28 protein-coding genes and 5 pseudogenes are annotated in these 23,234 nt (G+C 62.2%); 23 read left to right on the top strand and 10 right to left on the bottom strand.

The window, feature by feature from the left end; translation table 11 throughout:
• Window positions 1-128: 128 nt before the first annotated feature.
• From nifV to OKW27_RS01770, 5 genes and pseudogenes are all read right to left on the bottom strand, one after another.
• Window positions 129-1,265 carry a homocitrate synthase gene (nifV, locus tag OKW27_RS01790; RefSeq protein WP_429332344.1) on the bottom strand — a complete coding sequence of 379 codons (1,137 nt, stop codon included), beginning with the start codon at window positions 1,263-1,265 and terminating at the stop codon, window positions 129-131.
• A 294-nt stretch (window positions 1,266-1,559) separates the two neighbouring features.
• Window positions 1,560-1,712: pseudogene (locus tag OKW27_RS01785) on the bottom strand (2Fe-2S ferredoxin); the annotation flags it as partial.
• Window positions 1,713-1,734: 22 nt separating this feature from the next.
• Window positions 1,735-2,109 (bottom strand): iron-sulfur cluster insertion protein ErpA, encoded by a 375-nt coding sequence (gene erpA / locus OKW27_RS01780; protein ID WP_429332343.1) that lies wholly within the window; start codon window positions 2,107-2,109, stop codon window positions 1,735-1,737.
• A 292-nt stretch (window positions 2,110-2,401) separates the two neighbouring features.
• Window positions 2,402-2,656: pseudogene (locus OKW27_RS01775) on the bottom strand (aminotransferase class V-fold PLP-dependent enzyme); the annotation flags it as partial.
• 59 nt (window positions 2,657-2,715) lie between these two features.
• Window positions 2,716-2,973: a hypothetical protein gene (locus OKW27_RS01770; RefSeq protein WP_429332342.1), complete on the bottom strand. Its 258-nt coding sequence runs from the start codon at window positions 2,971-2,973 to the stop codon at window positions 2,716-2,718.
• 29 nt (window positions 2,974-3,002) lie between these two features.
• Between OKW27_RS01770 and OKW27_RS01765 the strand changes: the two genes are divergently transcribed.
• The 13 genes and pseudogenes from OKW27_RS01765 to OKW27_RS01705 all read left to right on the top strand — a co-directional run.
• On the top strand, window positions 3,003-3,290 hold the full coding sequence (locus OKW27_RS01765) for a hypothetical protein (protein ID WP_429332341.1): 288 nt from the start codon (window positions 3,003-3,005) through the stop codon (window positions 3,288-3,290).
• A 174-nt stretch (window positions 3,291-3,464) separates the two neighbouring features.
• Window positions 3,465-5,060 (top strand): nitrogenase cofactor biosynthesis protein NifB, encoded by a 1,596-nt coding sequence (gene nifB, locus OKW27_RS01760; protein WP_429332340.1) that lies wholly within the window; start codon window positions 3,465-3,467, stop codon window positions 5,058-5,060.
• A gap of 40 nt (window positions 5,061-5,100) precedes the next feature.
• Window positions 5,101-5,295 carry a 4Fe-4S binding protein gene (locus OKW27_RS01755; RefSeq protein WP_090811334.1) on the top strand — a complete coding sequence of 65 codons (195 nt, stop codon included), beginning with the start codon at window positions 5,101-5,103 and terminating at the stop codon, window positions 5,293-5,295.
• Window positions 5,296-5,345: 50 nt separating this feature from the next.
• Window positions 5,346-5,753, top strand: coding sequence for a HesB/IscA family protein (locus OKW27_RS01750; RefSeq protein ID WP_090811332.1), 408 nt, complete (start codon window positions 5,346-5,348; stop codon window positions 5,751-5,753).
• Between the two features lie 15 nt (window positions 5,754-5,768).
• Window positions 5,769-6,350, top strand: coding sequence for a hypothetical protein (locus OKW27_RS01745; protein WP_429332339.1), 582 nt, complete (start codon window positions 5,769-5,771; stop codon window positions 6,348-6,350).
• Window positions 6,351-6,491: 141 nt separating this feature from the next.
• The gene (locus OKW27_RS01740; protein ID WP_090811330.1) at window positions 6,492-6,872 is read left to right on the top strand and encodes a nitrogen fixation protein NifZ; all 381 of its coding nucleotides are present in this window, start codon (window positions 6,492-6,494) and stop codon (window positions 6,870-6,872) included.
• A complete protein-coding gene (locus OKW27_RS01735) occupies window positions 6,869-7,144 on the top strand; it encodes a nitrogen fixation protein NifZ (RefSeq protein ID WP_090811328.1) in 276 nt (91 codons plus the stop codon). Before OKW27_RS01740 ends, OKW27_RS01735 begins: the two co-directional genes overlap by 4 nt.
• Window positions 7,141-7,512, top strand: a complete 372-nt coding sequence (locus tag OKW27_RS01730) for a hypothetical protein (RefSeq protein ID WP_184072322.1) — start codon at window positions 7,141-7,143, stop codon at window positions 7,510-7,512. The genes OKW27_RS01735 and OKW27_RS01730 overlap by 4 nt, the downstream gene beginning before the upstream one ends.
• Window positions 7,494-7,805: pseudogene (locus OKW27_RS01725) on the top strand (aminotransferase class V-fold PLP-dependent enzyme); the annotation flags it as partial. The gene OKW27_RS01730 and the pseudogene OKW27_RS01725, both read left to right, overlap by 19 nt.
• Window positions 7,806-7,935: 130 nt before the next feature.
• A complete protein-coding gene (gene nifT, locus OKW27_RS01720; RefSeq protein ID WP_007177241.1) occupies window positions 7,936-8,154 on the top strand; it encodes a putative nitrogen fixation protein NifT in 219 nt (72 codons plus the stop codon).
• A gap of 1 nt (window position 8,155) precedes the next feature.
• The gene (locus OKW27_RS01715; RefSeq protein ID WP_090811324.1) at window positions 8,156-8,434 is read left to right on the top strand and encodes a hypothetical protein; all 279 of its coding nucleotides are present in this window, start codon (window positions 8,156-8,158) and stop codon (window positions 8,432-8,434) included.
• Window positions 8,421-9,584 (top strand): DegT/DnrJ/EryC1/StrS family aminotransferase, encoded by a 1,164-nt coding sequence (locus tag OKW27_RS01710; RefSeq protein ID WP_429332338.1) that lies wholly within the window; start codon window positions 8,421-8,423, stop codon window positions 9,582-9,584. Before OKW27_RS01715 ends, OKW27_RS01710 begins: the two co-directional genes overlap by 14 nt.
• A 10-nt stretch (window positions 9,585-9,594) precedes the next feature.
• Window positions 9,595-10,059, top strand: a pseudogene (locus OKW27_RS01705) (SIR2 family protein); the annotation flags it as partial.
• A 198-nt stretch (window positions 10,060-10,257) separates the two neighbouring features.
• On the opposite strand, the gene OKW27_RS01700 reads toward OKW27_RS01705, so the two are convergent.
• Window positions 10,258-10,494 (bottom strand): FmdB family zinc ribbon protein, encoded by a 237-nt coding sequence (locus OKW27_RS01700; RefSeq protein ID WP_429332337.1) that lies wholly within the window; start codon window positions 10,492-10,494, stop codon window positions 10,258-10,260.
• An 82-nt stretch (window positions 10,495-10,576) separates the two neighbouring features.
• A complete protein-coding gene (locus OKW27_RS01695; protein ID WP_090811318.1) occupies window positions 10,577-11,251 on the bottom strand; it encodes an OmpW/AlkL family protein in 675 nt (224 codons plus the stop codon).
• A 153-nt stretch (window positions 11,252-11,404) separates the two neighbouring features.
• Between OKW27_RS01695 and OKW27_RS01690 the strand changes: the two genes are divergently transcribed.
• The 9 genes and pseudogenes from OKW27_RS01690 to istA form a co-directional block, all read left to right on the top strand.
• Entirely contained in the window at window positions 11,405-11,686 is a 282-nt protein-coding gene (locus OKW27_RS01690; protein ID WP_429332865.1) for a hypothetical protein, read from the top strand.
• Between the two features lie 112 nt (window positions 11,687-11,798).
• Window positions 11,799-12,695 carry a ubiquinol oxidase subunit II gene (gene cyoA / locus OKW27_RS01685; protein ID WP_260330634.1) on the top strand — a complete coding sequence of 299 codons (897 nt, stop codon included), beginning with the start codon at window positions 11,799-11,801 and terminating at the stop codon, window positions 12,693-12,695.
• 3 nt (window positions 12,696-12,698) lie between these two features.
• Entirely contained in the window at window positions 12,699-14,705 is a 2,007-nt protein-coding gene (gene cyoB / locus OKW27_RS01680; protein ID WP_429332336.1) for a cytochrome o ubiquinol oxidase subunit I, read from the top strand.
• A gap of 3 nt (window positions 14,706-14,708) precedes the next feature.
• Window positions 14,709-15,317 carry a cytochrome o ubiquinol oxidase subunit III gene (gene cyoC / locus OKW27_RS01675; protein ID WP_429332335.1) on the top strand — a complete coding sequence of 203 codons (609 nt, stop codon included), beginning with the start codon at window positions 14,709-14,711 and terminating at the stop codon, window positions 15,315-15,317.
• The gene (cyoD, locus tag OKW27_RS01670) at window positions 15,318-15,650 is read left to right on the top strand and encodes a cytochrome o ubiquinol oxidase subunit IV (RefSeq protein WP_090811308.1); all 333 of its coding nucleotides are present in this window, start codon (window positions 15,318-15,320) and stop codon (window positions 15,648-15,650) included.
• Window positions 15,651-15,754: 104 nt separating this feature from the next.
• Window positions 15,755-16,834 carry a fatty acid desaturase gene (locus tag OKW27_RS01665; protein WP_429332334.1) on the top strand — a complete coding sequence of 360 codons (1,080 nt, stop codon included), beginning with the start codon at window positions 15,755-15,757 and terminating at the stop codon, window positions 16,832-16,834.
• Between the two features lie 274 nt (window positions 16,835-17,108).
• The gene (locus tag OKW27_RS01660) at window positions 17,109-18,218 is read left to right on the top strand and encodes an HBL/NHE enterotoxin family protein (RefSeq protein WP_429332333.1); all 1,110 of its coding nucleotides are present in this window, start codon (window positions 17,109-17,111) and stop codon (window positions 18,216-18,218) included.
• Window positions 18,219-18,304: 86 nt separating this feature from the next.
• Window positions 18,305-19,105 (top strand): hypothetical protein, encoded by an 801-nt coding sequence (locus OKW27_RS01655; RefSeq protein ID WP_429332332.1) that lies wholly within the window; start codon window positions 18,305-18,307, stop codon window positions 19,103-19,105.
• A gap of 232 nt (window positions 19,106-19,337) precedes the next feature.
• Window positions 19,338-20,276, top strand: a pseudogene (istA, locus tag OKW27_RS01650) (IS21 family transposase); the annotation flags it as partial.
• Between the two features lie 24 nt (window positions 20,277-20,300).
• On the opposite strand, the gene OKW27_RS01645 reads toward istA, so the two are convergent.
• The 3 genes from OKW27_RS01645 to OKW27_RS01635 all read right to left on the bottom strand — a co-directional run bounded on the left by OKW27_RS01645 (window position 20,301) and on the right by OKW27_RS01635 (window position 21,939).
• On the bottom strand, window positions 20,301-20,813 hold the full coding sequence (locus tag OKW27_RS01645; RefSeq protein WP_429332828.1) for an ankyrin repeat domain-containing protein: 513 nt from the start codon (window positions 20,811-20,813) through the stop codon (window positions 20,301-20,303).
• A 61-nt stretch (window positions 20,814-20,874) separates the two neighbouring features.
• Complete coding sequence (locus tag OKW27_RS01640) at window positions 20,875-21,483, bottom strand: hypothetical protein (protein ID WP_429332331.1); 609 nt, start codon at window positions 21,481-21,483, stop codon at window positions 20,875-20,877.
• A 36-nt stretch (window positions 21,484-21,519) separates the two neighbouring features.
• Window positions 21,520-21,939, bottom strand: coding sequence for a group II truncated hemoglobin (locus OKW27_RS01635; protein WP_026226291.1), 420 nt, complete (start codon window positions 21,937-21,939; stop codon window positions 21,520-21,522).
• 379 nt (window positions 21,940-22,318) lie between these two features.
• Here OKW27_RS01635 and nifH point away from each other — a divergent pair, with 379 nt between their 5' ends.
• On the top strand, window positions 22,319-23,200 hold the full coding sequence (gene nifH / locus OKW27_RS01630) for a nitrogenase iron protein (protein ID WP_018423167.1): 882 nt from the start codon (window positions 22,319-22,321) through the stop codon (window positions 23,198-23,200).
• Window positions 23,201-23,234 lie beyond the last annotated feature (34 nt).

The raw sequence follows: 23,234 nt of genomic DNA, 5'->3' as shown, positions 1-23,234 counted from the left end.
GGATAGGTATGGACAGAGCGTCGGCTCGGCGAAGTACTTGTCGCAGGCGCCGCTGCTCGCGCACGGCGCCGTCGTGCCTGACTGTTCGGGTTTCGCGACGCACTTCGTGAAGCCGACCACAGCGCCGCTCATGACAAGTCTCCGACGGTGTAGCGCAACTCGATCAGGAAGCGATACAGGTCGGCGGCGCTGGGCGTTTGCTTGTGCTGGGCGGCATGGTGGCGGATCCGGGTCAGCAGCAGCACGAGCAGCTTTTCACTGACGGCCAGGCCGAGCGCGTCATAAGCCCGGCGCACGCTTTGCGAACCCGAATGCTTGCCAAGCGCGACCGAGCGTTCGCGACCGAGTTCGGCGGGATCGAAGCTCTCGTAGGTCGATGCATTCTTCGTGAGCCCGTCTGTGTGGATGCCGGACTCGAGCGTGAAAACGCTGGCGCCGACAATGCTTTTGTTAAGCGCGACCGGGCGTCCTGAAGCCCGTTCGACAAGCCGCGAGATGCTCAATAGCGCGGTCGTGTCGACGCCGGTGTTGCGACCCATGATATGGCGCACGCCCATCACGATCTCCTCCAGCGCGGCATTTCCGGCGCGTTCGCCGAGACCATTGACAGTGGTGTTGGCGTGGGTTGCGCCGGCGCGCAGTGCGGCAAGGGTGTTCGCGGTCGCGAGCCCGAGGTCGTTGTGCGCGTGGATTTCGATTTCCAGATCGACCGCGTCGTGCAATCGCGCAATCGCTTCATAGGTCGAAAAAGGATCGAGGACGCCGAGCGTGTCAGCAAAGCGGATGCGTTGCGCACCGCACTGTTGCGCGTGCCGCGCCACGTCGGCAAGGAACGAGGGGTCCGCGCGCGAGGCATCCTCCGCGCCCAGCGAAACCTTGCGGCCGCTTTTGACGGCGGCGCTGATCACGCGATTCACCTGCGCGAGCACCCACGAGCGCGGCTGGCGAAATTTGTGTTGAAGTTGGATATCGGACACGGGAATCGACAGGTGAATGATGTCGGGATTGCAGCACAAGGCCGACGCCAGGTCCGCGTCGGTGAGACGGCCCCAGACCATCAGATCGGCGTCGAGATTCAGCGCGACGATGGTCTGGATGCAATCGATTTCCTCGGCACCCCTCGCGGGGATACCGATCTCCAGTTCGGGTACGCCGGCGCTTGAGAGCGCCTCGGCAATCGCGCATTTTTCGGCAACCGTGAATGCGACGCCAGCGGTCTGTTCGCCGTCGCGCAGTGTGGTGTCGTTGATGATCGGATTCGACACGGGAAGTTGTCCTTTTGGCATTTGAACATACGGTTTGCAAGTACTGCGCCATGCACCGTTAGCGCGAATAGCCGCTTGCCGCGGGGCTTTCCGGTGTTCGCTGGCGCTGTGATGAAGCGGTTCCAACGAAGACCTGTCGCGAATGTCCTGTTTCGAACAGCCAGGTGTAGCGATGAACACGGCGCTGCAGAAAGCGATGCGCGATGCGATGGGCGTGGTCAGCGAGGACGTGCGGACGCGGCGATGACCGCTATGGCGCTTGAAGAGGCCGCACAGCGCTAAGGACGCATGCCCTCAATGCTCACGCGCGAGCTCGCGCGTATGTGGCGGCAGTTCGATCGTCAGGTCGGCATCGCGCAGCTTCACGCAGCACGCGAGACGCGATTGCACGTCAAGGCCCCACGCATTGTCGAACTGGTTGTTCTCCTCGTCGTCGGGAGGCGCCAGTCAGTGAGATTTCATGATTGCCTCACACGGAAAACGAACTGCCGCAGCCACAGGTGCTCTGCGCATTGGGGTTGTGAATGACGAAGCGCGAACCTTCCAGGCTGTCTTCGTAGTCGACGCGCGCGCCGGGCAGGTATTGCTGGCTCATCGAATCGACCAGCAGCGTGACGCCGTCCGTGACGGTCTGCATGTCGTCGTCCGCCACCTGGTCGTCGAACGCGAAGCCGTACTGCAAGCCCGAACAGCCGCCGCCGGACACGTACAGCCGCAGCTTCAGGTTGGGATTGCCTTCTTCCTCGATCAGCGAGGCCACTTTCGCAGCGGCCTGAGGCGTGAATTCGACTAGGCCGGGCATGACGCCGGGTGTGGCGGAAGCCGGTTGGGTGAGCGTTTCCATGGAGGTTCCTCTCAGGCTTGAATGGACTCACTTCGGGTTAGACGAGCAGGTCGGTTGCTCGGCGAGTTACAGGTCGTCGGCTGCTGCGCCTCGAATCGTCTGGCGCGAGCGAAAGTCAGACACGGCCGCCTTGATCGCGTCCTCGGCGCGAGAATCGAGCAGTGGATCTCGACCGGCGGCAATGGCAGTACCTCGACGATCTGATGCGTGCACAACGTCCCCGAGCGCATGCCGCGCTCGTGGACGCCGCCGTGCATTTGGCGCGCGATCCGCATGCGCGGCCGGAGCTCCACGAGGTCCAGACAATCTCGTGCGGGTCCCCGTTGACGAGCGAGCTGAGCTGCTCGCGGGCCAGTTCCACCGCTTCTTCGCCGAGCCAGCCGTAGGCATGCGAACGGCTGGCGGGATTGCCGTACATCTCGCTCAGGTAAGGCAGCATGCGTCTGATCACGCGCGGATCGACCGGCGTGGTGGCGGCATGATCCAGATGCACCGGGTTGGCGCCGCGCGGATGGAGGCCGGTACCGACGCGTTGGAAATCCGACATTGCAGGCTCCTAAAGCGGGGTAATGCGACCTTCAGGGCAACTTCCATGCCAGCGGATTTTCACGCTCTAGTGGCCTCTTTCAACTGGGCCGCTGTTGTTTCGCTGTTGTTTTGTGTCGATGCGCCCGACGAGTGAGGATTGCCGCCGTTCTTTTTGTCGGATTTGTCGTTACGCGCGCGGGATTGACATCGCGATGGCTGAATCATCAGGCGTAGAAATGCACTTACTTCAAACGCTGTGTCTTTGCGTCGATCGTGCGCCTTGCGCTGGTACATCGAAAGCGCGCAGCACACGAAGGGGAAGTCAACGGTGAACATTCAGGCAAGCGTTGGACGGCGTCTACGAGGTGAGCAAGACGCTGGTTTCGTCGCTCGATGTGGCGAAAGCCTTCCGCGAGTCCCTGAACTATCTTGTGCAGACGATGGAGTGGCGGCGCGCCCTTGTGGTGCTGGCCGAACCGGACGGGCAACTGCGCGGCCTGAGCGCTACGGGTCTTTCGCGTGACGAGCAGCAGCGGACGACCACACGTTCGCGACATCGCAAGCCGGGGAAGCCGGAGGGTGAACGCGAACGATTGATCTGGTTTGTGCGGGTCCATCTCGCTGGTTCAGAACATGCTGTCCGGGTCGTGTGAGATTTGTCGCGACACCGACACGACGCAACGAAATTGTAGGGATACGTCGCGCGCCGGGATCAAACAGAACTGCGAAATATATCCTAACCCGTTGATTCCTGGCGTTCTTGTCGAGTGGCATGGATCTGGCTCTATGGCTTGCGCGCGGCCGCCGTTGGTTGCGAGGAGATATCCATGCAAGCGAGTTCAAATGCGAGCGACTTGCCCGCAGCGGCCTATATCAGCGTCGGGCAGATTAAACCGCTCGGCGTGAAGATCGAAGACCCGTCCACCGGTGGCGGCTGCGGCACGCACGGTGGCGAGGGTAAGGCCAGCTGCGGCGCGTCGGGTAGTCTCGACGACATGCCGCCGGACATCTGGGAGAAGGTCAAGAATCACCCATGCTACTCGGAAGAAGCCCATCATCACTATGCGCGCATGCATGTGGCGGTGGCGCCGGCTTGCAACGTCCAGTGCAACTACTGCAACCGCAAATACGACTGCGCGAACGAGTCGCGTCCCGGCGTGGTCTCTCAGAAGCTAACGCCGCAACAGGCAGTGAAGAAGGTCGTGGCGGTCGCAAGCGAGATTCCCCAGATGACGGTGCTTGGCATCGCCGGTCCCGGTGATTCGCTGGCGAGCCCCAAGAAGACCTTCGAGACGTTCCGGATGCTGCAGGAACAGGCGCCGGACATCAAGCTGTGCCTGTCGACCAATGGCTTGGCGTTGCCCGACCTCGTGGACGAAATCTGCAAGTACAACATCGACCACGTGACAATCACCATCAACATGGTCGACCCGGCGGTGGGCGAGAAAATCTATCCGTGGATTTTCTGGAAGCACAAGCGCGTGACCGGTTACGAAGCAGCCCGCATCCTTCATGACCGGCAGATGAAGGGTCTCGAGATGCTCACCGCACGCGGCGTGCTGACCAAGATCAACTCGGTGCTGATTCCCGGCATCAACGAGGAGCACCTGATCGAGGTCAACCGCGACGTCAAGAAACGCGGCGCGTTCCTGCATAACATCATGCCGCTGATCTCGCAGCCCGAGCACGGCACTCACTTTGGCCTGAGCGGCCAGCGCGGACCGACTGCGCAGGAACTCAAGGCCGTGCAGGACGCCTGCATGGGCGGCGCCAACCTGATGCGTCATTGCCGCCAGTGCCGCGCGGATGCGGTTGGCCTGCTGGGCGAGGACCGCAGCGAGGATTTCACGCTCGACAAGATCGACCGGATGGAAGTGGTCTACGACCTCGACCGCCGCCGTGAATACCAGCAGCGCGTCGAAGCCGAGCGTCAGGCGCAGCACGACGCGAAGCAGGAAGCGCTGGCTGTCTCTCGCGAGATCGACGTCGCCGACGACATGAAGGTGCTGGTCGCGGTCGCAACGAAGGGCGGCGGCCGGATCAACGAGCACTTCGGCCACGTCACGGAGTTTCAGATCTTCGAGGTCTCGGCAGCCGAAGCGCTGTTCGTCGGCCATCGCCGGGTGGACCTGTATTGCCTGGGCGGTTACGGCGACGACGAGCAACTCCCGTCGGTCGTGCGCGCGCTCGACGACTGCCACGCGGTGCTGGTCGCGAAGATCGGCGCCTGCCCGAAAGACGAACTGGCGCAAGCGGGCATCGAGCCGGTCGATCAGTACGTCGGCGAATTTATCGAAAAAGCGGTGCTTGCCTGGTTCAACGACTACCGCAGTCGCATCGCCAGCGGCGCCATCGTGCACCGGGACCGCGGCGATGCTTCGATCCGCCAGGGCGCTTACACCTCGTCAGCCTCAGCGGCGTGACACCCCACACCCTTCCAGACAGGACAACAGGAGAGCCTCCATGCCTCTGAAGATTATCGCGTCCACCTGTACGGGATGCTCGGCCTGCGAACCGGAATGCCCCAATGTCGCGATCAGCGACAAAGGCGGCGTGTTCGCGATCGACCCCAAGAAATGTACCGAATGCGAAGGCCACTTCGACGACCCGCAGTGCGTCGCCGTGTGTCCCGTGGACGGCTGCATCGTTCAGGTTTGAGTCTGGCTCGTGGCCGGGCCGGCCATTCATCCATCAGGAGACTACGCATCATGCTGTCCAACGTAACTGTTACGAGCGCCGCCGAGAAGTTCATGCGTCGTATCGTGCGCTTTTCGGGCCTGCCGGCTGGGGCCGGCTTTCGTCTGGTGGTGAGCGCCGGCGGCTGTTCCGGCTATACCGCGGAATTCACCGCCGAGCCGGCGCTGCAACCAGGCGAACAGGAACTCGACATCAACGGCCTGCGCGTATTCCTGCCGGCTGAGAGCCGGCTGATGCTCGAAGGCATAACGATCGATTTCGCCGACACGCCAACCCAGTCCGGCTTGATCTTCTTCAATCCGAACCAGGCCGCTTGTGGTTGCAGCAGCAGTGCGGAGTCGGCGCCGCCGGGCGTGGCGACCATCGATGTCAGCGCGATTGGCCGCGGGCGGCCGCCGCTGCCGCGTCAGATCTCCTGAAGAGGAGCGATGGCGATGGAGTCCGGCGACCGTGCCCTCGACGACGTAATGACCGCATTTGCGCAGAGCGCGATTGGCGGCGGCTTGCCGTCGGGCGTCAATGCATTGATCGCCGAGGCGGGTCGGTTGCGCGAGCGCCCCGACGAGGCGCTCGCGCTGTTGCAACGCGCCCGCGCCGCCGCGCCGCGCCATCCGGTGCCGTTGATCGCGCTGTACCGCTTTTACTTCTACGGCCATCAATTGGCGCAGGCGCGTGCGATCGGCGAAGACGCGCTGGCGGTCGCCCGCACCGCGCTGGGCTCGGATCTCGGCGACGAACCGCTTGCGGCCGCGATCGTGACCACGCGTTATGACGCGGCCGCGCGTTTTTATCTGTTCACGCTGAAGGGCCTCGCGTACCTCAACATGCGTCTCGGCGACTTTGAAGAAGCGCGCATGCGACTGCGCGAATTGCGCCGGCTCGATCCCGAAGACCGGGTGGGGGGCGCGCTGCTTTCGCAAGTCTTGGATCGTCATGAGACCGGCGTCGGGTCCGACGATGCAATGGATGCGCTGAGTGCGTATCCGACGCGCGGCTGGACGGGGACGCAACCATGAGCGTACAGAACGTGCGCGTACCAGGCGGCGACATTGCACCGCGCCATTGGCAGGGCGGCCCGCTCGACTGCGCCGGCCGTCGAGCGAGGTCGCGAACCTGATGACCACCGGACAGACGCAACGATCCAGCAGGAGTAAAGCATGGCTGACATCAACCGCGACGACGACCTGCTCGAGGTCGCGTTTCCCCCGCGCTTCAACTACGGCGAGCGCGTGATCGCACGCGCGGTGATCCGCAACGACGGCACCTACAACGGCAAGGACATCGGCGAAGTGCTGGTGAACAAGGGCGAGATTGGCTACGTCACCAGCATCGACACCTTCCTTCAGCAGTTCTATATCTACGCGGTGGATTTCGTCGAGAGCGGCCACCGTGTCGGCATGCGCGCGAAAGAGCTATGCACGCTCGACAACCTGCCGGACGACGTGCTGCAAGGCTTGGGCGAGCGGGCCGAAGCGCTGCACAAGATCGGCACGCGGGTCCAGCCGGAAACGTCGCAACCGCAGGAGCCGTCAGCATGAGTATCGAACCGGTTCAGCCTGCTTATCAGTGGGGCATGCGCGTGATCGCGCTGGATGACCTGTGCAACGACGGCAGCTTTCCGGAGCGCGGCCAGGACGATTGTCTGGCCGAGGCGGGTACGGTCGGCGAAATCGTCAACGTCGGGCAGGTGGTTGAGAGCGGCGAGCCGGTCTATCTGGTGCAGTTCGGCAACTGTGTCGTCGGATGCACGGAGAATGAAATTGCGCCCGCACCCGCCGGCCTGCTACCCGAAGAAGGAGCCATGTCATGACGGTTCAAGCGAGCGCGCCAGAAGCGGCGCCGCCGCGCGACGGTTTGCGCGCGGGCCGCCCGTTCGACCTGACCCAGCGCCAGATCGAGCAAGCGTTGCGCGAGCGTACCCGCTACCGCTATGTGCTGCCGCGCGTGCTGCGCGACGGGCAGGGGTTCCGTGTCGAGAGCCCGTGCTGCTCCCGCAATGTCGACGCGAATGGCGGGCTGATCGACATAGCCTGGCTCACGCGCGATGAAGACGGTATGTGGCACCTGAGCGCGCGCGATCATGCGTCGCACCGATGGATGCCCCAGCATGAGAGCACCGATCTGGCCGAGCTGCTGGACACGCTGTGCATCGATCGCGAATGCGTGTTCTGGCCGTGAAGCAAACTAACGGAGCCGGCCGACGATCTATCTCGACCACAACGCGACCATGCCGCCAGCCTCCGCCGTGGCAGGCGATGCTGTCCATCCTGACGGATGTGTGGGGCAACGCGTCGTCGCAGGATGCCGTCGGGCAGCCGGCGAAGGGTACGCTCGCTGCGGCCCGCGCGACGATCGCGCGAGCGCTCGGTGGCAAGCCCGCAGAGTTGATCTTCGCCAGCGGCGCCACCGAAGCCAATCACCTGGCTGTGTGCGGGCTGCACGCGGCGGCGCCGGAGGGCCGGGACCGTGGCGTATTCAGCGCGATCGAACATGCAGCGCACCTGAAGCCGGCGCGTGCGCTGGCTGCACACCGCTGGAGGAAGCAGCGCATCCCGCTTGAACCTGGTTTGAACCTGTCATCAATCTCCGGAGTCCGCAACCATGAAAGTCATGATCCGCAAGGACAGCAAGGGCGCGCTGAGCGCCTACGTGCCAAAGAAGGACCTGGAAGAGCCCATTGTCGCGATGGCGCAGCCCGGAATGTGGGGCGGTCTCGTCACACTTGCGAACGGCTGGCAACTCGAATTGCCCGCGATGGCCGACGATACGCCACTGCCCATCACGGTCGAAGCGCGGCGCATTGCTGGCGTGGAGGAGTGAGATGAGCCTGAACGCCGAGCAATTGGACTTCGCGGCGAACCTGCTCCGCACGGCACCGACGCTACGCGACGCCGCCGCGCAATGGCACGAACGTTATCCCGAGGTGCGCACAATGCATGTCAGCGCAACGGTGATGCGCGACGAGACAGCAGCGCTCCGGTTCGGTGTGCGCAGTATCTATTTCGCGATATCGGCCGGGTATTACAGGACCATCACGCAGCGGCCTGAAGAGGCCGATGGGTTGATCCTGACTGAGGACAAGGCGCATGGAAATCGATGAGATCGCGCTGAGCGAACCGGCCTGCGCGGCGCGCGAGATCGATCTCGTCAACGCGGTGCTGCAATCCTCGCGTTGGAGCGACGGGCCGATGCTTGATTCGTTCGAGCGCGCGTTTGCGGGCTGGGTTGGCCGGGAGCATGCGGTCGCGGTCGCGAGCGGCACGCTCGCCACCTGGATTGCGTTGCGCGCGACGGGGATCGGCCCGGGAGACGAGGTGGTCTGCGCGTCGCACACCTGGCATCAGGTGGCGCAGGCGATCACGCTGGCGGGAGCCGTGCCGGTGTTCGCCGACATCGACTACTGGAGCGGTTGTCTGAGCGCCGAAAAAGCCGCGCAGAAGATCGGCCCTCGCACGCGCGCGATCCTCGCCGGCAATACCAACGGCCACCCGGCCGCGTGGGCGCTGCTGCGCGAACTGGCCGACGCGCAGCGCTTGCGGCTGATCGAAGACAGTACTGAGGCGTTGGGCTCGCGCTACCGGGGCCGCAACGTCGGCTGTTTCGGCGACGTATCAGTGTTCGACTTCTCCAGCCCGTCCGCGCTGTGCACAGGAGCGGGCGGCATGCTCGTCACCGACGATGACGAACTCGTCCATGAACTGCGCTATCTGCGCGAGCGGCGCGTCACGGACCGCGCGTCCGTCTCGGTCGGCTCGCGGGTGCCGCTGCAGGCGGGCATCAGTGATCTGACCGCCGCGCTCGGTCTCGCGCAACTGGCCGAACTCGACACGCGCCTCGCGCAGCGAAAGCAGGTCGAGACCTGGTATCACGAAGAGATGCAAAGCTTCGAAGGGATCAAGCCGGCCTACGTGGCCGAGGACGTCGAAGAAGTGCACTGGATGCTCTATGTTGTGCATTTGGGCAAGCGTTTTACGCAGAGCGCGCGCGCCCAGATGATCGACGACATGAAATCTTGCGGCATTGAGACGGTGGCCTACAGCCATCCGCTGCATCAGCAGTTCCACTACACGAACGCGGGCGATGCGATCGGCCGCAAGAGCGGCCTGTTGCCCGACACCGAGCGCATCGGCGAACGCGCGCTGGCGCTGCCGCTGCACACGCTACTCGACACCGACCAGGTCAAGTACATCGTCAAGACGCTGAAAGACACCGCGACCAACGTGGGCGCCGGCGCTGCCATTTATCTGTGAGGCGCACTGCATGACCGTTTCAGTCCAGACCATCGCCGAACGCCTGTGTGCGGGCGGGGTCATTCCGTACCTGGGACCGGCGCTGCTCGCGCTGTGCCCCGATACGGCCGTCCCTGCCACGCCGCTCGCGCTCGCCGAAATCATCACGGCCAAGGTCAGCGTGCTGCACAAGATCCGCACCCGGCTGACCCAGGCGGCGCAGTTCATCGAAAACTTCAAGCATCGCAAGTCGCTGGTGAGCGTCATGAATGAGGCCTTCGCCATGACGCCGACGCCGTCGGCACTGCATTGCGCGCTGGCGCAGGCGCGGCCGCAGGGCGGCTGGGCGCAGTCGCAGGGGCTGTCTCAGGCCGAGCATTTCGGCCATTGGTTCGCGGCCTATAGCGCAGACGGCGCGTTGCTGGATGACGTGCCGGCCTCGGGCGCGCTGCTCTACAAGCCGGCAGGACGTTTCCGTCATGGTCATCGAAGCGCGCGAGCGCGAGGGCGGCCGTGCTGACGCAATGTTGCGAAGCCACGCGTCGAGATACGGGCAGATGCCCTTCGCGCGTTCCAGCAGGCTGTCGGCGGTGGCCCGATCCAGCGTGCCGGCCATGAAGACGGTGAGACTGAGTGCCATCCCGTAGGCGCCCTCGAGGTTCATCTACATCGACAGCGCGATTCCCCGTTGGGCTCAGCGCAGCAGCTTGCGGCGCTCGGCCGGCGAATAGTTGCTGAGGTGCCCTTCGCGCGCCGCCTGACGCCGCGCGCGGGAGATGATCGCGCGGCTCTTGCCGGGCGAGGCCGGCGCGCTGACCTGCTTGTCCAGCGCGGTGCCGCCGCATTGCGGGCAGACGGGCGCGTGGCCGGCGCGCACCAGCGTTTCGAATGCGTGGCCGCAGGCCGCGCAGCGGTAGTCGTACAGGGGCATAGTGACCAGATCTCCGTTTCAGGTGGATGGGGCGCAGCGGATCGCCCGCTGGTGCGAGCTGTGGTCTGTCATTGCGCGCTCGCTAGAACTTCATCCCGACGCCTATTCCCAGTACCAGTGGGTCGATGTCCAGCCGGCCCAACGAACTATCGGCGACCGAGGCGTCCGTGTGCATCCAGATCTTTTTGATATCCGCGTTGAGAAAGACGGTCTTCGTGATCTGCACGTCGACGCCAGCCTGCACCGCCGGACCGAAGCTGCTGCGTGACACCTGGATGCCTACGGGGCCCGCGCTCAGGCCGTCGTTGTAGAAGTACGTGTAGTTGACCCCCGCGCCGACATACGGTCGGATCATGCCAGCATGGTTGAAGTGATATTGCAGCAGCAGCGTCGGTGGCAGCACGTTCACGCCACCGAGATCGCCGAGGCCGGACGTCACGTGATGCCGCGAGGTGGCGAGAATCAGCTCGATGCCGATCGCGTCGCGGATCATATAGGTCAGGTCCAACTCCGGCACGAATGCGTTATTGACACCCACGCCGAGCGACGACAACGTGCCGCTGGTGTGAACGTCCGGCTCGATCGAGATGGCACGCAGACGCACGAGCACGTCGCCGGCGTGGATCCCATCAGCCGTCACCTCGCCTGCCATCGTGCTTCCGTTCGCGCTGACGTCATCCGCGTATGCCAGCACTTCGAACAAACCGGTAGCGCACAGGCTTGCCACGATCATGACGGCCTTAATCATGTGCTTCATCGCTTTCCCCTTGTTGACGTATGCGGGGAATTGTCGACGCGCAAATCAGGGCTGCCCTTGCGCAGGGTCAACCGGTCCCGATCCCGAAGTCAAGATGCGACACCGGGTCACGCGTAGGAATGTCGAGATAGCGGGAGCCTTGAGGTCGGACTATTGGCCTTCAACCGCATTGACTGGTACCCAAGATGTTTCTCGCACCCGGAGACACCGATTTCGCAGCCATTGCCGGACTGGCTGCAGCCGCCGAACGGCACGCAGATCACTCTGCTACTTCTGCGCATGCAACAAGGTCGTTACGCAAGCTTCGGCGTACAGGACTTTGCTACCGACGTTCAGCAGGCTGTCAATCGCATCCAGCCACTCGATGTGGTGGAACGCGCACTCAGCGGCGCACTGCGTCAGTGCACCGCACCCCGCCGCTTTGTTCGTCCTTGATCGACATCAATCACAAAGCTGGCCGGTTGTCGGACCATGACGCTGCGAGTGTGATGCCGCATGCGTCAAGCCAGCTTGAGGTCAAAAGTGCCACAACCCGGACTTAACCACTATGACAGACAGAAAAGCCTTAAGGAAACGGTCGATAGCCATCGTCACGACATTGAGCGCCTGTCTATCGGGATGTGATCTGACTGTGCTTGATCCAAAAGGGAGCGTCGGCGCGGCCGAGAAGTCGCTGATCGCCACCGCCACGTGGGCGATGCTGATCGTCGTGATCCCGGTGATCCTGCTGACGCTGTTCTTCGCGTGGCGCTACCGTGCGTCGAACCGTCACGCGGTCTATGCACCCAAATGGGCGCACTCGACGGCGATCGAGATCGTCGTCTGGACGATCCCCGCCCTGATCATCCTGTACCTCGGTATCCTGACGTGGCGCACCACGCATGAGCTCGACCCGTACCGGCCGCTGCAGTCGAGCGTGAAGCCGATCGACGTCGAGGTGGTCGCGCTCGACTGGAAGTGGCTCTTCATCTACCCGGACCTCGGCATTGCGTCGGTGAACCAGCTCGCCGTGCCAGTCGATACGCCGGTGAATTTCCGGATCACGTCGGACTCGGTGATGAACTCATTCTTCATCCCGCAACTCGGCACCCAGGTGTATGCAATGGTCGGCATGCAGACCCGTCTGCACCTGATCGCGGATGCACCGGGAAATTTCGAAGGCATGTCCGCCAACTTCAGCGGCAAGGGATTCGCCGACATGAAGTTCCGCACGCTCGCGACGAGCGCCACCGACTTCGACGCATGGGTGCGGAAGGTCAAGGCTTCGCCGGACCGCCTGAGCATGGACGAATACGCCGAAGTCGCAAAGCCGAGCGAGAAGCAGTCGGTACGCTACTTCTCATCGATCGACCAGTACCTGTTCCGCAACATCGTTGCCCGATACAACAACGGCAACGTCACGGCCTTCCGCGACGCCGCCTGTCGCACGCAGACCACGGAGTAAGCCATGTTTGGAAAACTCACGCCCGGCGCGATTCCGTTCGATCAGCCGATCATCATGGGCGCGGCCGCGTTCATGGCGCTCATCGTGCTGGCGGTCATCGTCACGCTCACGAAGCTCGGCCGCTGGAAGTGGCTCTGGACCGAGTGGCTGACAAGCGTCGATCACAAGAAGATCGGCATCATGTACATCATCGTCGCGGTGCTGATGCTCGTGCGCGGTTTCGTCGACGCCGTAATGATGCGGCTTCAGCTCGCGATCGCGTTTCACGGCCCCGGTTACCTGCCGCCGCACCACTACGACCAGATATTCACCGCGCACGGTGTCATCATGATCTTCTTCATGGCGATGGCGCTGATGGTCGGCCTCTTCAATCTTGTCGTGCCGCTGCAGATCGGCGCGCGCGACGTCGCCTTCCCGTTCCTGAATTCGCTGAGCTTCTGGATGACGGCGATCAGCGCGATCCTGATCAATCTGTCGCTCGTGATCGGCGAGTTCGCGCAGGTCGGCTGGCTCGCGTATCCACCGCTGTCGGAGCTGCAGTTCAGTCCCGGCGTCGGGGTCGACTACTACATCTGGAGTCTGCAGCTCTCCGGCGTCGGTACGCTGATTACCGCGATCAACTTCTTCGTGACGATCGTCAAGCTGCGCGCGCCCGGCATGACGCTGATGAAGATGCCGGTGTTCACGTGGACCGCGCTGTGCTCGAACGTGCTGATCATGGCAACGTTCCCGATCCTAACCGTGACGCTCGCACTGCTCGGCCTCGACCGCTACGCAGGCATGCACTTTTTCACCAATGAGCTCGGCGGCAACGCGATGGTGTACCTGAACCTGATCTGGGCGTGGGGCCACCCGGAGGTGTACATCCTCGTGCTGCCCGCGTTCGGCATCTACTCGGAAGTGATCGCGACCTTCGCGAAGAAACCGCTGTTTGGCTACAGAACGATGGTCTACGCGTCGTGCGCGATCACGGTGCTCGCATTCCTCGTGTGGGCGCACCACTTCTTCACGATGGGTTCCGGCGCGGACGTCAACGCGTTCTTCGGCATTATGACGATGGTCATCGCGATCCCCACCGGCGTGAAAATCTTCAACTGGCTGTTCACGATGTACCGCGGTCGCATCGAGTTCACCACACCCGTGCTGTGGACGATCGGCTTCATGGTCACGTTCACGATCGGCGGCATGACGGGCGTGATGATGGCGATCCCGGGCGTGGACTTCGTGCTGCACAACAGCCTGTTCCTGATCGCGCACTTTCACAACGCGATCATAGGCGGCGTCGTGTTCGGCTACCTCGCGGGCTTCCATTACTGGTTCCCGAAGGCGTTCGGCTTCAAGCTTGACGAGAAGCTCGGCAAGCGGGCGTTCTGGTGCTGGTTCGTCGGCTTCTACGTGTCGTTCGTGCCGCTCTACGTGCTCGGCTTCATGGGCATGACCCGGCGCCTGAATCACTACGACAACCCGACCTGGCATCCCTGGCTGTTCGTCGCCGCATGCGGCGTGGTGCTGATCGCACTCGGTGTCGTGCACCAGATCGCCCAGGTCGTCGTGAGCGTGATCCATCGCAACGAGCCGGAATACGGCGACCTGACGGGCGACCCGTGGAACGGCCGCACGCTCGAATGGGCCACCTCGTCGCCGCCCGCTGTCTACAACTTCGCGCGCATACCGGTCGTCCACCAGCTCGACGCGTTCGCGCACATGAAGGAAAGCGGCGCAGCAAATGCCGCACTGGCGCATTACGAGGACATCCACCTACCGTCGAACACCGCGGACGGGTTCCTGATCGGCGCATTCAGCCTCGTGCTCGGCTTCGCCGGCGTCTGGCACATTACGTGGCTCGCCGTGCTGGCCTTAGTCGCGATCGTCGCCGCGCTGATCGCGCGTAGCTTCCGCGACGACCATGGCTACGTGATTCCGGCCTCGCGCGTGCGCGAAATCGAAGCACGTCGCGGCAGCGCACGCACCCCGGCCGCCCTTGAACTACCCGAATCCGCGGAGACCTGATCCATGTCGCAATCTGCATTACTCGTCCATCACGGCAGGTCGAGCGCTGACCACGGCCCAACGCCCACCGTATTCGGCTTCTGGCTGTACCTGATGACCGACTGCATGCTGTTCGCGTCGCTGTTCGCCGTGTTCGCCGTAATGGCGCACGAGTTCGCGGGTGGCGCGTCCGGACGGGACCTGTTCGACATCCCGGGTGTCGCACTTCAAACCGGCGTGCTGCTGCTGAGCAGCACCACCTACGGCTTCGCGATGCTCGGCGCGCAGCGCCAGGGGCGTGGTGCCGTGATCGGCTGGCTCCTCGTGACGTTCGTGCTTGGCGCGCTGTTCCTCGCGTTAGAGCTGCGCGAGTTCTCGCACCTGGTCGCCAATGGTGCTGGGCCCAGTCGCAGCGCCTTCCTGTCGTCGTTCTTCACGCTGGTCGGCACCCACGGCCTGCACGTGACAGCCGGCCTCGTCTGGATGGCCGTGCTCGTCGTGCATGTCGTCCGCTCGCCTGAACTGTCCGGTCGCGACCTCACGAGTCTGACATGCCTGAGCCTCTTCTGGCACTTCCTCGACATCGTGTGGATCTGCGTGTTTTCGTTTGTCTATCTCGGGAGCATGCTCTAAATGGTCCATTCACACTCGACGTCCACGACCGCCTCGCGTGGTGACGTCGCCGGTTATATCACCGGTTTCGTGCTTGCCGTGGCGCTGACGGCTGGCTCATTCTCGATCGTCACGCAACGGTTGCTGCCGTCCGGCTCCGCGATTATGGCGCTCGCGTTGCTGGCGTTCGTGCAGATCGTCGTGCATCTGGTGACGTTCCTGCATCTCGACCTGTCGCGCGGCCAGCGCTGGAACGTGCTGGCGTTATGCTACACCGCGCTCGCCGCGCTGTTCCTGATCTTCGGCACGATCTGGGTAATGCACAATGTCAGCATGAACATGATGTCGCGCTGACTCGCCACCAGCGCGAAACGGTCTGGTCACATCATCGCGGACACGGCATGCAGCCGTCGGCCGCGTGCGTAGTGTTGTCCTGCACCGCTCTACCGGTCTTCTTCATGAACAGTCCGAATCACCCCGTTCCCGCCAATGAGCCATTGCCCCATCGCAAGGTCATCCGCTCGTGGCTGACACCGTTCGCCGAACGCCGCACCGCCTACGCGCTTCTGCTGCTCGTGTTCGACTACGTTTTGCTATTGTGTGCGCTCGCCGCGAGCGTGTTCGCGCACGGGTTCGTGCTGAAGACCGTATTCGGATGCATGGCGGGCTTTGTCATCGGACGGCTCTTCGTCATCGGTCACGACGCATGTCATGAGAGCCTGACCCGGCACCGCACGCTCAACCGCTGGCTGGGCCGGATCGCCTTCCTGCCGTCGCTCACGCCGTACAGCCTGTGGCAAGTGGGTCACAACGTGGTGCATCACGGCTACACGAACCTGAAAGGCGTCGATTTCGTGTGGGCACCGCTGACGATCCAGGAATATCGCGCCTTGAGTGGGCCACGGCGCGCACTGGAACGTATCTATCGCAGCGGCTGGGCGCCCGGTCTCTACTACATGAACGAAATTTGGTGGACGAAGATGCTTTTCCCGTCGCGGGCCGCAATGCCGACGCGGCGCCCCATGTTCTTCCGTGACTGCACGCTGATATCGGTGTTCGCACTGCTTTGGATCGGCGCGCTCGCGTGGATCGCTCGCGCGACGCAGCGGGGGGTGGTCCCGTCAATCGCATGCGGGTTCGCGGTGCCGTTCCTGTTCTGGTGCGCGATGGTGGGTTTCGTCGTGTACGCGCACCACACGCATCCGCAAATCCGCTGGTACGACGATCGCGCGAAATGGGGGCGTTCAGATCCGTTCGTATCCACGACGGTGCACTTGACCTTTCGCTGGCGTGTTGGCGCGCTGTTTCATCACATCATGGAGCACACCGCGCATCACGTCGACATGAGTCTGCCTCTATACGGGCTCGTCGGTGCCCAGCGAACCCTCGAAGCGATGCTTCCGGAACGGATCGTCGTGCAGCGGTTTTCGTGGCGTTGGTACTTCGACACCGCACGAGGCTGCAAACTATACGATTTTTCGGCTGATCAGTGGACCGACTTCGCTGGTCGCGCGACGCACGTCCCTCTTAGTAATTGAATCGGTCGTAAGAAAAATGTCACACCGTACGGCAAAATTCGCCCTATTAGCCTTCTGGCTTTGCAGGGAATCAGTGCAAGCCGTAACGCATAAAAAAGCCTGCAGGCCAGCACTACCATAAGCCGGGAAGACGATTAATACGAACACTGCGGTTCGCTCGGGGGCCTTCATCTAATCCCGCAACTCGGGGTTCCGTGCTTTCGCTCGGCGTTCGTTACGTGCGGCCACTTCAGGTCGCGTTCAATGCAATTTGAATTCAATAACGAGGGTAAAAATGCCGGATATCAGCGGAAATGCGACAGCAATTGGCGAGGCAAACACTCAGCAAATGTGTGCTGCCCTGACCGTTCAAACCTATGTAAATAGCGTTCTCGAACAGCCCCAGGTGGATTTTTCTGGCATCGACGGTCTGTCGCAATACCAGACACAAATCAACGACGGGCTCACCACCGCGAAAGGCCATGCGATCTATTATCTGGACACGCTGCAGCCCAGCCTGATCGAAAACATGGCAAACATCGACAACTACTACCAGCTCAACAAAGCACTACCGGCGACGCTGCCGGCAGGCTCGACTGTTGCTGAGTGGACAGCCGCCCTCACGGCGGTGCAGCAGGAGTCGGTGAAATACCAAGGCGCCGCGAACCAGATTGTCACCAACCTCCAGACGCTTGGCGCGAATCTAACGACGGACTCAGCGGACTTCACAACCACCGTTACCAATATGAATAGTGCGGTTGGCGGAGGAGACGGGATTCTCGCCATCATCATAGGGGAACTCAGCAAAGCTCAGGCGGAAATCGACGGCGCAATCGCCGGAATCGTTCTGAGCGGGCTGACTGTCGTAGGCGGCGTATTTGTCATCTGCGTAGGGGCGATCGCTGAGTTTGTCACCGCTGGCGCGTCTACCGGTGCAGTCGTCGGCGGCGTTGGCATTGTCTTGGCGGGAGTCCTCGGTGAAGTCGGCGCGGCAGCCGGGCTCGTCGCAGCGAATAAGGCGAAGGCGTCGCTGCTCACCGAACAAGCGGACCTGAAGGAAGAGGTAAAGCTCGCTACGGCGATTAGTGGCGGCTACACATCACTTTCTACGCAGGTCAATGGTGCCATCACTGCAGCATCGGCGATGGCAAACGCGTGGGAAAGCATCACATCTGATCTGGGCGACATCATCGCCGATTTGAACAAGGGGATTTCGAGTGCGGACGAGATCCGCACCCTGTTCATAAACGCGGCAAACGGCGAAATCGGGACGCTCCTGGCGGACATCCAGACGGTCAAGGGCCAAATGGCTGGCGTAACCGTGCAATCGGCCGCCGCGCATCAGACCGTAAGCGATCTCATCGCGAAGGTCGCCAATCTGCGCGCCTCAGCAGGAGTGGCGTAACGCGATCCGCTAGCCCGTGCGGCCTCCGTCGGGATTGATTCCAACGGAGGCGGCCCCGTCATACCACAACGAAGGAAAGAGACAACATGGGTCCTTTTTCACAGACTTTGGCCGCCCTGAACAGTAGTGTCTCCAAATTGCGGTCCATCCAAGAATTGCCCGGCGACGCGGTGCCAATTCAGAACTCCGTCTGCAATTCTCTTATCGGTATTCTGAAGGACGCCGCTCCTTTTCAGACGGCCCTGCTCGGCTATACCGGTTCGGCAATCACCGCGCTGAATGGTGCGCTCGCTGACCTTAAAAAAGGTGCAAGTCCGGGCTCGATAGCCAAAACTGTCTCGGACGTCGCTGCCACCATCAGTACGTACCAACAAAGCGCGACATCACTACTGACCCAATCGAACGCTGCCGCGGCTCTCATGTCGTCGTCGTTTACGCAGCTAGCCCACGTCGAAGGCTCTATCCAGAGTCAGATGACGACTTTGCAGGCACAGGAAGGCGCGGCACGGGGCCAATTGGCTGCCGCACAAAAGCGTTACTACTATCTCCTTGCACTGGGGCCATTCGGTCTACCGGGCCTTGCGGCTGCGCTTGGTCTTTATCTCAAATGGAAAAGCGATGCTGCCGCGATTCAGAATCGCATCAACTCGCTATCGAGTCAGATCGGCGTGCTGCAGGGTTTGGTCACGGCGTGCAAGACATTGGCCACCGCCGAGGCCTCCAGCCTTAGCGACCTGACAAATCTGAAGACCGCGATCGATAACACTGCCGCAGACTTCACCGTGATTATTAACGATCTCAATCAGGACCCGTCTCCCTCCGTCGTTGAGCTTCGTTTAACCACTTGTATCGCAATGCTCGGCGTTCTACAGGCCGACGCTTCCTGATAGTTCGAAGCTTTCGCGCTGCTCAATCGGTGGCGGAAGCCACCGATGAGTGGCAACCAGCGTGCCATACTGAACGCATCTCAAGACGTGCCACCGGGGCTCGGGGTGAACATACCGTGTTTACGCCGACCGAAAATTCGGCCACATGTAGGGATCGCGCCGACTGAAAATTGAGCCGGGCAATCAACCTATCTTGCTAGTTTTTCTGGCAGGGTGTTTGGGGATGATCCCGATGACGATGATTGGCAAGGTGCGGCGGATGTTCCACCGCCAGAACAAGTCGGTACGCGAGATAGCACGTCTCACAAGCCTGTCGCGCAACACGATTAGTAAATATCTGAACATGGATGTTCAGGACGAGCCGAAGTATCAGCGGCGCTCCCAGCCGACCCGGTTGACGCCGTTTCATGAGGTGCTGGTGCAGGTGCTCAGTGTCGACGCGCGGCGGTCGAAGAAGGAGCGGCGCACCGCCCGGATGCTGTTTCAGGAGATCAAGGCGGGCGGCTACGACGGCTGTTACTCGCGGGTGACCGATTTCATCCGGGGCTGGCGGCAAGGCGAAGGCAAGGCGGTTTCGAAGTCGGCGTTTGTGCCGTTGCGATTCGAGCTGGGCGAGGCATTCCAGTTTGACTGGTCCGAGGAAGGACTGGTTGTCGGCGGCATTTACCGCAAGCTGCAGGTGTCGCACATGAAGCTATGTGCGTCGCGGGCGTTCTGGCTGGTTGCCTATCCGAGCCAGGGGCACGAGATGCTGTTCGATGCCCATACGCGCTCGTTCGCGGCCTTCGGCGGGATGGCCCGCCGGGGCATCTACGACAATATGAAAACGGCCGTAGACAAGGTTCACAAAAGCAAGGGTCGCACAGTAAATCCGCGTTTCGCAGTGATGTGCTCGCACTACCTGTTCGATCCGGACTTCTGCAACGTCGCCAGTGGCTGGGAGAAAGGCGTCGTCGAGAAGAACGTGCAGGACAGCCGTCTGCGCATCTGGATTGAGGCGCGTGCGCAACGCTTCGGCAGTTTCGCTGATCTGAATGCATGGCTGGCGACCCGGTGCCGGTCGTTGTGGGATCAGGTGAAGCATCCGGACTATCGTGACCTGAGCGTCGCCGACGTGTTCGAGCAGGAGCGCGCCCATCTGATGCCGATGCCGACACCGTTTGACGGTTACTGTAAGACTCGCTAACAAAGCCTGTCATCCGAAAGCAAGCAGCAGTTGCAGCCCGAGGTCGGCTGCCATGTCGAGCGCGCAGCGGCCATCCGGTGCGCACAGTTCTGCGTTCGCCCCATGCGCAAGCAGCATCTGCAGGACGTCGAGGCGACCGCTCGCGGCTGCTTGCATCGGGCATGTGATGTCGTCGTCGTTCACATGGTCGATCGGCGCGCCGGCGTCGATCAGCCGCAGGATGGTCGCGGGGCCGCCGTGCAGGCACGCGAACCAGAGCGCATGGTTGCCGTCGTCATCGAGCGCGTCGACGCGTGCGCCGAGTGCGAGCAACGCTTCGACGACCGCGTCCTCGCCATGCTGCGCGGCGCGCATCAACGGCGTTTCGCCGTTCACGCAGCGCGAATGGGGAGCAGGGAAGCCGTGGTACGCCAGCCAAGTGGAAAGTGCGGCGGGCACGATCGTATCGAGTTGTGCATCGGCGTTCCGGACAACGCGCGAGGCCAGGCGTTCGCGGACGACGAAAGCAGTGTCAGTGTGCATGATCATGGTTGCGTTCGGGGGCAAGGGAACATCGGTTGGCGCAGCAGTCGGGACCCGCGCCTCAGACAGGCCGGTTCTCGTTGGGGTTGCGCACTGGCCCCATCAATTCAAGTCCTTCGCTGTAGGTGATCGTCTCGAAGGTCACGTCGAACTTGATGGCCGCGTCCGCTACCGCATCCAGCTTGCCGCCGGAGTCCCTTTTCTTCAATTCGTTCTTTTCGAGGTACAGCAGTTCGAGCATCTCGTTGTAGACGGTGGACTCGAGAATCGGCAGCACATAGAACATCGCGCCCTTGTACGGCACCTGATATCGCTTGCTCAGGTCGATGTTGTCGCAAAACAGAAAGTACTTGCCGTCCGCCGAGAGCGTGTCGCTGAGCACCTCGGCCACGTCCTTCAGATGCTCGAAGCTCAACAGATACCCGGCGAAGAACGGCAAGTGCTTATGGCCGATCGTCGCGCATGCCATCACCTGATCGCAGGTCAGCTCCGGCGGCCGCGCTTCGTCGGCGAGCTTCGGGGCAAACCGCAGCGCAAGTTCGCCGCGGAAGCCGACCCGGCCGAGCCTGTTCGTCAGCCCCTTGAGAACCGGGTTGAGCAGACGGCCTTCATGTTCGAGACGGGCGAACGCGGTGTCGTCGATCTCCTTGTGCGCGAGCGTTTCGGTCATCACAGATCCTTGGGTTAAACAGCGTTGAAGAGGGATTCACGTCTGCGTATTGCGCATCCGGTCGGCGATTTTGAAAAAGGCCTGCATCAGTTCATCGCGTAGCACCGGATCGACACCCGTCTCGTCGAACGCGGCGCGCATGCAAGCTAGCCACGCATCCCGTTCGGCGGTGCCGATCGCGAATGCGGCATGACGCGTGCGCAACCGTGGTTGGCCGCGCTGTGCCGAGTACCGCTTGTCGGCGCCGAGCCATTCGCACAGATACAGCACCAGCACGGCCTTCGTCGAAGACAGGTCCGGGTGATGCATCGCGCGAATGCGCTGCGCGTCGGCCCGCGTATCCATGTGCCGATAGAACGCATCGACCAGGCGGATGACGGCGGTCTCGCCGCCTAGACGGTCGAAGTGCGTCTCGCGCGGCACGGGTCGCGAAGCTTGGGTGGCTGGTGTGTCCATGGCGCGATCAATGCAATAACCGAACCAGGCCGCAACCCGGCGATTGTCCGGCTGCACGCAGGCCAATACGACAGAAATCGCACGACAAACGCGCCCGAATGGTTTCATTGGCGACGAAGTTCGCGTGGTTTGTCGCGAAATCGACAAGACAGAAGAGGAGTCCGCAAAAGTCCCGAACCAACCGCCGCAGCGCGGCGGGGCGGACGCGACGCAGTACCGCTGGTGACGTGGCACAGAAGCTGCGTTTGGAGTCCAGCGCGGACACAGGTCCGGCCGATGCGTGACTCGATATAAGAAGACCCATACAGGCACGACAGGCTGACATGGTCGCGGTTACGCAACCCTGGTTTCAACCCTTCTTCCTGAATGGAGAAATGCAATGTCTAAACTTCGGCAAATCGCTTTCTACGGTAAAGGCGGTATCGGCAAGTCGACCACCTCGCAGAACACCCTGGCAGCCCTGACTGAACTCGGGCAGAAAATCCTGATCGTCGGCTGCGATCCCAAGGCGGACTCTACCCGCCTGATCCTGCATGCAAAGGCGCAGGACACTATCCTGTCGCTAGCGGCCGAAGCCGGCTCGGTGGAGGACCTCGAACTCGAGGACGTGATGAAGATCGGTTACCGCAACATCCGTTGCGTGGAGTCCGGCGGTCCGGAACCGGGCGTCGGCTGCGCGGGCCGTGGCGTCATCACGTCGATCAACTTCCTCGAAGAAAACGGCGCCTATGACGGCGTGGACTACGTGTCGTATGACGTGCTCGGCGACGTGGTGTGCGGCGGTTTCGCAATGCCGATTCGTGAGAACAAGGCGCAGGAAATCTACATTGTGATGTCCGGCGAGATGATGGCCATGTATGCGGCCAACAACATTTCAAAGGGCATTCTGAAGTACGCGAACAGCGGCGGTGTGCGGATCGGCGGGCTCGTGTGCAACGAGCGTCAGACCGACAAGGAACTCGAACTCGCCGAAGCGCTGGCGAAGATGCTCGGTTCGAAGCTGATCCACTTCGTGCCGCGCGATAACATCGTGCAGCACGCCGAGTTGCGCCGCATGACGGTGATCGAGTTCGCGCCCGAATCCAAACAGGCGGAAGAGTATCGCCAGCTCGCCACCAAGGTGCACAACAACGCGGGCAACGGCACGATCCCGACGCCGATCACGATGGATCAACTGGAAGACCTGTTAATGGAGCACGGAATCATGACGTCCATCGACGAATCGCAAGTCGGCAAGCCTGCAGCGGAACTGACCGCCTAAGCGAGCGGCGCTGCGCGCGGCCCGGTGTTCTTCT

The sequence above is a fragment of the Paraburkholderia sp. 35.1 genome, from assembly GCF_050436525.1.
In the GTDB taxonomy this organism is placed as follows: Bacteria; Pseudomonadota; Gammaproteobacteria; order Burkholderiales; family Burkholderiaceae; genus Paraburkholderia; species Paraburkholderia tuberum.
Note: the sequence above shows the minus strand (reverse complement) of the source record. Positions and strands in the feature narration are given on the sequence as shown.